Origin of the sequence: Bacillus infantis (assembly GCF_008180445.1) — a bacterium.
GTDB lineage: Bacteria > Bacillota > Bacilli > Bacillales > Cytobacillaceae > Bacillus_AB > Bacillus_AB infantis_B.
Map to the genome: position 1 here is coordinate 1 of NZ_VTER01000027.1, position 10,107 is coordinate 10,107.

The following is a 10,107-nucleotide window of genomic DNA, read 5'->3' on the forward strand; positions in this document are numbered from 1 at the left end:
GAAGGTGATTCAACGACATGTCTGGCAAGATGCTTTGGAAGAAGCTGACCATCTTCGTCACCAAGATGATATCAAGGAAATTTACGAAAGACGAAAAGAAACCATCGAGAGAGTATTCGCCGATGGAAAAGAAAAGCATGGTATGCGATGGACAACCCTAAGGGGATTAAAAAAATTGTCTATGCAGGCGATGCTTACTTTTGCTGCCATGAATTTAAAAAAGATGGCCAACTGGACATGGAAAGAGCCAGAAATGGTCTAAGAGAATGCCTCGTCGAGTCACCAATATTCTTGAAATACAAGAAAAAACTCAAAAGGCACTTCGAATGGACACATTCGAAATGCCTTTTGTCTACAATCTGAACCTTTCCCGCACTGGGAAAGGTTTTTCTCTCTAAGAAAGGACCTCCGACTTAGCCAGCAGAATCTGTTCAGTCTGCTGTTCGAACGGCTCAGCCTGTTCCTGGAGCTTCTTTACTTCGATATATTTGATATGATGTTCTTCCATTTCAAGGATAGTGAAGTCATAGGAGTCCAAATGGATCGTATCGCCCTGCTTCGCTTCATAGTTCTCTGTCAGGATCCATCCGCCCATTGTATCCACATCTTCATCATTGATCTCAAGGCCAAGCAGGTCATTCACTTCACTCACAAGAACTTTGGAATCAAAAATGAAATGACCTTCATCCATCTTTCTGACCGTTGGGACCTCATCATTGTCAAATTCATCGCGGATATCGCCGACGATTTCTTCTATTATATCTTCGACTGTCACAAGGCCGGAAGTTCCGCCGTATTCATCCATCAGTATGGCCATATGGATCCGGTCTTTCTGCATTTTCACCAGCAGGTCATGAATCGGAATCGTATCGATGACCCGGATGATCGGCCTTGTATACGCTTCAAGCGTCTTGGAGGTTATCTCCCGGTCCTTGATGAAGTCGGTAATGATTTCCTTTATATTGACCATCCCGATAATATGGTCTTTATCTCCATCGATAATCGGATACCTTGTGAACTTTTCGTCATGGACGAGCTGCAGGAAGGTTTCGAGCGTATCATCCTTGGCAAGCGAAACAATTTCCGTCCGCGGGACCATGATTTCCTTTGCAATCCTGTTATCAAACTCGAATATCTTGTTTACATACTTAAACTCAGACTGGTTGATTTCACCACTTTTATAGCTTTCGGATAAAATGATGCGAAGCTCCTCTTCGGAATGTGCCAGGTCATGCTCGGAAGCCGGCTTTAAACCAAAGAAGCCAGTGATTAAGCGTGCAGAGCCATTCAGCGCCCAGATGAAAGGGTACATGATTCTGTAGAAACCGATCAGCGGACGGGAAAATGCAAGCGTAATCCATTCAGCTTTTTGAATAGCGAGAGTCTTTGGCGCAAGTTCCCCGATCACAACGTGGAGGAACGTGATGAAGCCAAAAGCGATAGAAAAAGAAAGTATATGTGATACAGATTCCGGGATGCTGAGATTTGTCAGCACCGGCCTTAAAATATGCTCGACTGTTGGTTCTCCGAGCCACCCTATTCCCAGCGCGGTCACGGTAATGCCAAGCTGGCAGGCGGACAGGTAGCCATCCAGGTTCGTAATCACTTTCTTTGCAGCAAGTGCAGAACTGCTGCCTTCTTCTATAAGCTGGTCAATCCTTGAGCTTCTCACCCTGATGATCGCAAATTCCGAAGCGACAAAAAATGCCGTAAAAGCAATTAAAATGGCTATAATAACCAAGTTTAATATGTCCAATAAGTTTCCTTATCCCGCGTGAGCGAGTAAGGAGTCACCTCCTGATAATACAAAAATATTTTAGCTTGTTAAGGTTTTAAGAGACTGGATCAAAGCCAACCCTTCCGTACTCAGCTTTTTGGAGATGTTGTTTTTTTCTTCCCCGTCCAGCTTTTGAATAAGCGGAAGGAGGGATGAAATCTCTGTATGAAGGTGCCTTATCTGCTGTGTAACATCAAGAATTTGCTTTTCGACGGTCCCTGATGCCGCTTTCCCATCTTTCTTCAATTCCAGCTTTCTCTTAATCTCTTCAAGCGGGATGTGCAGCTTTTTGCATTCTTCAATGAATGTAAGGTCGAGCAGCACATCTTCAGAATAAAGCCTGTAATTCGATTTCGATCTTTCAGCCTTTATAAGGCCCAATGCCGTATAATAGTCAATCGTTCTTTTTGATACATTTGCAATCGCTGCTAGTTCACCAATGCGATAGAATGCCCCATCTTATCACCTCGGTATCAGATTTTAATTCTTCATTATTGTAGGGTTTGTTCAAAAAAGCAAGATGCATATTTTCATAAAATTAACCATAATTATACGGTAAATCAAACCGTACAGTCAAACGTTGCGGTTGAAATGGAGTGATTACTCTTATTTTATGAGAATATATACAGCTTATGAACAATTATGAATCAATTTATCGGAAAATACAAAAAATTTAACCAGGAACTCTCCGTTTTTTTGTTCCAAAGGCCTGTTAGTGTTCTGTGCTGGTTCGGGCTCATTCAGCGGCAGTTCTTAGAAAGCTGAAGGGACAGCCTGGGAGCCGCCTGTCTTGTATATCCCTAATAAAATCCCGGCTTTATGGCGAAGCCTTTTGCAGCGGGATAAACCATGTGGAAGAGCTTGAAATTCCCATTGAAAAAACAGGCTGCGGAAGTTTCCGGCAGCCTGTTCTCCATGATCTATTTTTGCTGGCGCTGAATGACTGGCTGCAGCTGGCTCCTCAAGTCTGCCAGCAGGTCGTTCACTGTCAGTTCAGCCTCACTTTGGCCTTTATCAAAGGCGTGTTTCAGCACATCGGCAAATCCTGGTAATTCTTCCTGTATCATCCGGAGATTTTTATCATTCATTATATTCATGCACCTTTTCTATGGATTTCTCTTTTATTTCCCGCCTGCAGCAAAGGTTAAACTGCTATTCCCGGCAGAAAATTAGACATCGTCACATAGAAAGTATAAATTTATAGTATAGGAAATGCAGAAACCAGGATAGTAAGAAGCATAATGCTGACTATACTGGACAAGTTGTAAATTATAAAGGGGTAGAGCAATGAAGTTAAATGAACTGCCGGACAGCAAACCTTCCATTAATGTACATGGCCTCGATTTTCAGTGGAATTTCAATAGTGGCCAGTTCATCTTTGAAGGGGAAGACGCCGTATTATTTTGGATCAATTCAGCAATGAAGACTTTCTTTGACACCATTGAGGAAATTTCCGGTGAGGAAGCAGCCAGCGTGGTGCTGGAGACGACAGGCTATCGGATGGGACAGGTGGTCGGAGAGTATTTCGAAAAACTTAAAACTGTATCCGTTGAAGATGCAACAAAGCTGATTCCGAACACCTATGCGTCTGCTGGATGGGGGAAAACCGTTGTAAAAGAGCTTGATGAAGAGGCAAAAACAGTTACGGTGCAAATGCAGGATACGTGGGAACATAAAATCAATCTTGCCCAAAATAAAAAAGCGGGCGGAACCTTCCTGCCTGCCCATTATGCCGGAATTTTTACAGGGCTGTTTGGGGAAAATATCTGGTATGAAGTGGCAGAAAGCCAGATAGAAGGCCATGAGTATACAGAGGTCAGGTATTTTCCTTCCAGTGTAACGGTTTCCCACAATATCCATGAACTTTCAAGAAGGAAAGAGTCAGAGCAAATACGGAGTCTTGAGGAACTTGTCGCAGAACAGACTATGGAGCTGCATGACCTGGTCAGGCAGCTGTCTTCCCCAATCATTCCGGTTTTGGAGGGCATTGTGGTTGTACCGCTGATCGGAAAATATGATGAGAGCCGTTCGGAGGATCTGCTGACAAAGACCTTGAACAACCTGCCGAAATATCAGGCTAAATATCTTGTCCTCGATCTGACCGGACTTGATAATGATATCAGCAATTTTACAGGTGAGTTCATTCATAAGCTTGGATCTGCCGCATCACTCATCGGCACAGATACCATCCTTGTCGGCATATCAGCTGAACTAGGAGTGGCCATCACTCAGTCCGGCATCAAGCTTTCGAAATATGATTGCTTCCAGACCCTTCAGCACGGCATCTATTTTGCGCTGTCCCAGATAGGGCGGAGGATTATCTGATAACGAAAAAGCCAGCATTGCTGGCTTTTTGTTTTGCCGATTTAATATGTCCATTCTTCCGCTAGAAGCCCGTAAACCACCAGATCGTGGTAATTCCCATTAAGGAACTCTCCCTGCCTGATGATTCCCTCCTGTGTGAACCCCAGCCGCTCAGGGACAGCCCTGCTCTTATGATTCCTGATCCCGCATCTGATCTCAATCCGGTTCAAACAGAGGTCATTGAAAGCATAATTGATCATTGCCTGGACTGTCCTCGTCATGATTCCTTTTCCCTGAAAGCCTTCGGCCAGATAATAGCCTATGCTGATTTGCCTGCTTGCCCAGTCAATTTGGTGGATGCCGGCGGCTCCTGCCAGTGTCCCCTTATACCTTATACCAGTGTTAAAGCCATTGTTTTCGGCAAATTGCTTCAGCCACAAAGGGATGATGCTGTGATATTGCATGGGGGAGGTCATGCTGTCTACCCAGGGAAGCCATTCCCTTAGATGGTTCCTGCTGCCGTCCACCAAAGCAAAAAGCTCGTCGGCATGATGCAGCTGAAACAGCTGAAGCCGGATTTCATGATCAACTTCTAGTGTAAACAAATCTTCGCCCCCTTTTTTTCTAAAGTTTGAATTATCCGGAAGAATTGCCTGACAATCCAATCATACACAGGAAAGCGGAGCAGCGTAAATTTTCTTTCATTTATTCGCAGCCGGAATCTGCTCTTTCGCCGGTATGCAGAGGCAGAGTCATGCTGAAAATGGTTTTATCATAGTCTGATTCACAGGAAAGGAAGCCTTTATGCTTTTCGATGATTTCCCGGCAGACAAAAAGCCCCAGCCCGGTTCCCAGTTTTTTGGTCGTAACAAAAGGTTCAAAAATGGAACTTAGCAGATGCTCAGGTATTTGCGGGCCATTATTTCTGATTTCGAGCCGTACATAAGAGTCTGAAGTCATGGATGAGATAATTTCAATGAGCGGATCTTCCCGAAAGGGGTTCAAGACATCGATGGCATTAAAGATGATATTGATAAGCACCTGGCGGATTTCATCTTCATAGCCGCAAAGATGGGTGCTTTCATCGATTTCCTTTATAATGCGGACCTTGGCATCCAATATGCTTGGATACAGAAAAATAAGCACCTCTTCAACCAAACTGTTCAGGTTAAAAGTAGTTTTTTCCTTTCCAATAAGCTCCTTCTTGGATAAAAGCAGGAATTGCGAGATGCGGAAATTGAGCTGTTCAAGCTCGTTGGAAATGATATCTAAATAATTCATGGGAGGGTTTTCAGCTTTAAGCAATTGAACAAAACCCTGGATGGAAGTCAGCGGATTCCTGAATTCGTGTATAAAGCTGGATGTCATTTGTCCCAGAAGAGTAAGGCGGTCTTTATGGGTTGAATTAATGAACTCCGTTTTTTCATCAATGATCTTATTCTTGGCATCTGTATAATGGCTGACAGCATAATAAAGAAATTTGTCAAAACACACATTGATCCTGTCAATCCATTTCTGCAGATCATCCCAGTGGACGTCAACCCGGTTGAGATTTTTATAGATGATGGAACGGCCCATATTTACATTGTAAACAAATTCGCCGATGTTAATATTGGCTTTCACACGCTGAGAGGCAATTTTGATGGCGAGCTGCTGAAGATAGACATCCAGATTCTGTTCTGACTTGGACAAACTGGTCAAGATCAGGCTGAACATGGCTTCACCGTTTTCTCTTATATAATCTTTGAAAGGATCTGTCTCTGTTAAGACAATCTCTTTATTCCATTGCTCCAGAAGAATATGCTTTTCTCTTTCAAGAAAGTCAAGCAGCTTTTGATTTGATAGTGATAACATTTTACCCTCCGCCTATCTTTTTGACTATTAACCTTGCTGTATTAACATTCGCCTATAATAGGATAAATCCTCCGGAATTTTCTTGGGAATTTACAGAAATTTATCGAAAGATCGGGGATGGAGTTCAAATGTGTAAAAATATGAAATTTTATGTAAAATACTGGATGGTGAGCTGTCCATAAAAAAGCCGCAGTTTAATCTGAAATGGAAAGGGCATGTAAAGAGAACAGGCATTTATCAACTTCTTAAATATAGGCTGTGTTAGTACCTTGTTGATATTGGGCTCATTCGTGTAAAGCTCTGTTTTACACCATTTCAGCACAGCTGAAATGCAGCCAGATATTCATCCTTAAATATAAAAGGTATACGGAATTTTATAATGTGTTAGAATTGGTGTAATATTACACTTGAAAAGGGTGGCGCGAATATTGACACGAGAAGAGATTATCATTAAGGTTTCGGAAAAGCTCCGCCTTATTCGTACAGAGGCAGGCTATACCCAGGATAAGATGGCGGAAATTATCGGAATCTCAAAAAAAACACTTGTTCAGATTGAAAAGGGCAGAGCTTATGCGGGATGGTCCACAGTAGTGGCTGTTTGTGCCCTGTTCCGTGAAACCGAAACCGTGCAATTCTTATTTGGAAACGAACCGCTTGAAGTGCTTGAAACCATTGCAAGGGAAGGTATTGATTATCGTAAAGAAAAAACCCTTGGAGGCAAAATATGGTGGAGAGAGGTCGAAAAAAGGGGCAGATTTATGCTTCAGCAGAATATCATCAGCCAGCATTTCCGGATTATAGATGAAGACTTGTATAGAGTCTACAGCAGTTTTGATGAAGAAGAATCAAAAGAACGTTTTTTCGAGATTGCAAGAGGGGCAGATGCGGACAAGTAATCATGACTTGGAAGAGTGCCTGTGTATGGAAAGAGAAAAAACGCTAAGATACCGGGTATCTTAGCGTTTTTTGTATAAGCCGGAAATAATTATCTCGCAATAAGCACAGGGCACGGAGCCTGTTTGGCGATGTTGCTGCTGACGCTTCCCAGGAACATCCGCTTCAGCCCTCCTTTGCCGGAGTTTCCGACAATGATCAGATCGGCTCCTTCTGCCGAGGCGTAATCACAGATGCTTTCTGCAGGGCTGCCGTCAAGAGAATCATATTTTGCCTGTATATTATGGGGCTCAAGCTCCTGTTTAGCTTTATAGAATGCGTCATCCACGCTGTTTGAGATAATGGCGTGTGTTGGCGGGTTGGGATCATCATGCCTGATCGACATAGGCGGAATCTGGATCCCTTCCAGCATATATCCGTTTGTTCTTACCGGCTCCACTCTCTTTTCATTATCAGTCATTACGTTTTCTACCTTTTCGTCATAGACATTTGCAACCAGTACATGCGCCTCAGGGTTTCCTTTTGCCATCTGAACGGCAAGCTGGAGTGCCTTATTGCTGCCTTCGGTATCATCATAGCCGACTACAATCCGATTGAATTGATTCATTGTCATCATCCTTTCTTAAATAGGAGATTTGTGATTATTTTCTATTTACCCATATTTCCGATAAAAGAATCCTGCCTGTTTGAGCTGCATCAAAATTTTGTACCCCTATAAAAGGGGGAACACTTTCGGATTATATAAAAGTGCCCAAACTGCTAATAAGGATAATTATGGTTTATATCCCATCATTTTTGAGTAAAAGTCTTCAAGAAAATTGTTTACAGTATGATAAGAAGTCACCAAGACAGTTTCAATAAAGGTTGTGATTAAATGAGCAATACAAGGGAAGGCAGAAATAAACAAAATCGAATCTATAGACTAAAACGTGTTTTACAGATCGTCCTTTTATTTTCTTCTACATCGATCCTCGGCTTCCTTAGTTTCTTTTACTTTCAGGGCAAGGACGCAGATATCAGCAATCTGGAGGACGGGATGTCACAGCCCACGGTCATTTATGATTACAGCGGGGAAGAGGCAAGCAAAATTTCAGCAAGCAAAAATGAAGGCCTCCGTGCCGACCAGATGCCTGACAGCCTGAAAAATGCCGTAGTCGCAATTGAAGATAAAAGATTTTATGAACATAGCGGCATTGACTACAAAGGGATTATGAGAGCGCTGTTCACTAATATCAAAGCTGGCGGTGTAGTCGAAGGCGGGAGCACCATTACACAGCAGCTGACGAAAAATGCGCTGCTCACCCATGAAAAAACATACAAGCGGAAGATGGAAGAGTTTTTCCTGGCAAGGGAAATAGATAAGAAATATTCAAAGGAAGAAATCCTTCAGATGTATTTGAATCAGATTTACTTTGGGGAAGGGGCATGGGGGGTCAAAAATGCTGCCCTTAAATACTTTGGCAAAGATGCCGAAGACCTGACCATAAGCGAGTCGGCCATTCTGGCGGGAATCATCAAGGCCCCTTCGGCCCTGAATCCAATCGGCCATCCTGAAGAGGCGGTAAAACGGCGGGATACGGTCCTGCTGCAAATGAAGGAACAGAACTATATTTCTGCCAGTGAATATGAACAAGCCAAGGCAGAGCCGCTTGCTCTCAATGACAGAGGGGGCGATCCACTGAAAGGAAAGTTCCCTTATTATGTTGATCATGTCCTTGATGAAGCAATCGAATTATATGGGCTGACACAGGACGAATTATTGACAGAGGGATACAGGATCTATACTCAACTTGATCCGGATATGCAGGCAGCAGCAGAAGAAATTTACCAAAGGGACGATCTTTTCCCGCAAGGAAAAGAGGATCAGATCGTTCAGAGCGGTGCTGTGCTGGTGGATCCTGAATCAGGCGGTGTCCGGGCATTGGTCGGCGGACGCGGCGAGCATGTCTTCAGGGGCTTTAACCGGGCCACCCAGCTGAAGCGCCAGCCAGGCTCAGCAATGAAGCCTTTGGCTGCCTATGCACCTGCCCTGGAAGAGGGCTGGAAGGCAACAGACCAGGTAAAAGATGAGAAAATGAGCTTTGGCGGCTATAAACCAGGCAATTACAATGGTCAGTACCGCGGGCAGGTGCCGATGTACGAGGCCGTCAAAGATTCGCTTAATCTTCCGGCGGTATGGATACTTAATGAAATCGGCATTGAAGCGGGAATTGAAGCATCCAAGCGGTTTGGAATCCCTCTGGAGGAGAGCGACAGAGACCTTGGGATTGCTCTTGGAGGATTGTCATCAGGTGTGTCTCCGCTGGAGATGGCCGGTGCTTATGCGGCTTTTGCCAATGACGGTGTAAGGGAAGAGGTCCATGCAATCATAAAGATTGAAGACGCCCAAGGAAATGTAATAGCCGAACGGGAAGAAAAGTCTGTGCAGGCAGTTTCTAAAGAAGCTGCAGAACAGATGACAACCATGCTTTTGGGGGTCGTGGAGCAGGGAACCGGGAAGGCAGCAGGCATTCCTGGAAGGGAGACGGCCGGGAAGACAGGCTCGACCCAGGTGCCGATAGAGGGGATAGATGGCGTAAAGGACCAATGGTTCACCGGCTATACACCTCAGCTCGCCGGTGCTGTATGGGTCGGTTATGACCATACAGATGAAAACCACTATTTAACAACGACAAGCAGTGAAGGCGCGGCCCCGATCTTCCGGGAGCTGATGGCGGCTGCTCTTGAAGGGCAGGATGCTGAATCCTTCAATGTTCCGCATATTTCATATTATATTGAAGAAAAAGAGAAAGAAGAAAGATGGAAGAGGGCCAGAGAATGGGAGGAGAATTTAAGGAAGGAAGCCGAGAAGTGGCAGGAAAAGCTGCGTGAAGAAAAAGGGAAATGGGAAGACCGCTTAAAGGGCAGGGATAAGGAAAAAGAGAAAGAGAAAGAGAAAGAGAAAAAGCATGAAGATTAAAATAAAAAAGAGCCGGTCGGCTCTTTTTTTGCTGTCTTAGAGGGTCTGCGTAAAATCTTGTGTAAGTAATATTCGACAATCTTCTCAAGGCAAGAAATTATAGGTATAAAAAGATATAGGCTGGCAATACTATAATTGCCTTTTACCATAAAACAGGATAGGGCAATGCAGAAGTGCAACCTGAGCGGTTTTATGGCTTTTACACTAAAACGGATAGATTATGCTGTCCGTTTTTTTGTTTGTCCGTTTTAGGGAAAACAAAAGCGATAAACTTCAGGGGTTTGGGGACAGAGTCCCCAATCATGATGTTTGGTTTAAG

Annotated in this window: 10 protein-coding genes; 4 read left to right on the plus strand and 6 right to left on the minus strand. The window is 43.9% G+C overall.

Annotation, left to right across the window (positions count from 1 at the left end):
• Positions 1–262 (plus strand): transposase (locus FZD51_RS25560; protein WP_187445901.1); only part of this gene is annotated, 262 nt, incomplete at its 5' end.
• 132 nt (positions 263–394) lie between these two features.
• Here the strand turns inward: FZD51_RS25560 and FZD51_RS25565 are convergent.
• The 3 genes from FZD51_RS25565 to FZD51_RS26365 all read right to left on the minus strand — a co-directional run bounded on the left by FZD51_RS25565 (position 395) and on the right by FZD51_RS26365 (position 2,865).
• Entirely contained in the window at positions 395–1,756 is a 1,362-nt protein-coding gene (locus tag FZD51_RS25565) for a hemolysin family protein (protein ID WP_148977233.1), read from the minus strand.
• Positions 1,757–1,816: 60 nt separating this feature from the next.
• Positions 1,817–2,218, minus strand: a complete 402-nt coding sequence (locus FZD51_RS25570; RefSeq protein ID WP_083783130.1) for a MerR family transcriptional regulator — start codon at positions 2,216–2,218, stop codon at positions 1,817–1,819.
• Positions 2,219–2,697: 479 nt separating this feature from the next.
• Positions 2,698–2,865, minus strand: a complete 168-nt coding sequence (locus FZD51_RS26365) for a YwzD family small protein (RefSeq protein WP_187445902.1) — start codon at positions 2,863–2,865, stop codon at positions 2,698–2,700.
• Positions 2,866–3,064: 199 nt separating this feature from the next.
• Between FZD51_RS26365 and FZD51_RS25575 the strand changes: the two genes are divergently transcribed.
• Entirely contained in the window at positions 3,065–4,102 is a 1,038-nt protein-coding gene (locus FZD51_RS25575; protein ID WP_148977234.1) for an STAS domain-containing protein, read from the plus strand.
• Positions 4,103–4,143: 41 nt separating this feature from the next.
• Here the strand turns inward: FZD51_RS25575 and FZD51_RS25580 are convergent, their stop codons facing one another.
• Positions 4,144–4,686: a GNAT family N-acetyltransferase gene (locus tag FZD51_RS25580; RefSeq protein WP_148977235.1), complete on the minus strand. Its 543-nt coding sequence runs from the start codon at positions 4,684–4,686 to the stop codon at positions 4,144–4,146.
• A 100-nt stretch (positions 4,687–4,786) separates the two neighbouring features.
• Positions 4,787–5,935 (minus strand): histidine kinase N-terminal domain-containing protein, encoded by a 1,149-nt coding sequence (locus FZD51_RS25585; protein ID WP_148977236.1) that lies wholly within the window; start codon positions 5,933–5,935, stop codon positions 4,787–4,789.
• 428 nt (positions 5,936–6,363) lie between these two features.
• Between FZD51_RS25585 and FZD51_RS25590 the strand changes: the two genes are divergently transcribed.
• Positions 6,364–6,831, plus strand: coding sequence for a helix-turn-helix transcriptional regulator (locus tag FZD51_RS25590; protein ID WP_148977237.1), 468 nt, complete (start codon positions 6,364–6,366; stop codon positions 6,829–6,831).
• An 89-nt stretch (positions 6,832–6,920) separates the two neighbouring features.
• Here FZD51_RS25590 and FZD51_RS25595 read toward each other — a convergent pair whose 3' ends face one another.
• On the minus strand, positions 6,921–7,436 hold the full coding sequence (locus tag FZD51_RS25595; RefSeq protein ID WP_262381122.1) for a universal stress protein: 516 nt from the start codon (positions 7,434–7,436) through the stop codon (positions 6,921–6,923).
• A gap of 267 nt (positions 7,437–7,703) precedes the next feature.
• Here FZD51_RS25595 and FZD51_RS25600 point away from each other — a divergent pair, with 267 nt between their 5' ends.
• Positions 7,704–9,788 (plus strand): transglycosylase domain-containing protein, encoded by a 2,085-nt coding sequence (locus FZD51_RS25600; RefSeq protein ID WP_148977239.1) that lies wholly within the window; start codon positions 7,704–7,706, stop codon positions 9,786–9,788.
• Positions 9,789–10,107 lie beyond the last annotated feature (319 nt).

Bases quoted from the DNA above. Each gene is read 5' to 3' on its own strand.
- FZD51_RS26365 (WP_187445902.1), bottom strand. From the start codon at position 2,865: ATGAATGATAAAAATCTCCGGATGATACAGGAAGAATTACCAGGATTT.
- FZD51_RS25575 (WP_148977234.1), top strand. From the start codon at position 3,065: ATGAAGTTAAATGAACTGCCGGACAGCAAACCTTCCATTAATGTACAT.
- FZD51_RS25585 (WP_148977236.1), bottom strand. From the start codon at position 5,935: ATGTTATCACTATCAAATCAAAAGCTGCTTGACTTTCTTGAAAGAGAA.
- FZD51_RS25595 (WP_262381122.1), bottom strand. From the start codon at position 7,436: ATGAATCAATTCAATCGGATTGTAGTCGGCTATGATGATACCGAAGGC.
- FZD51_RS25600 (WP_148977239.1), top strand. From the start codon at position 7,704: ATGAGCAATACAAGGGAAGGCAGAAATAAACAAAATCGAATCTATAGA.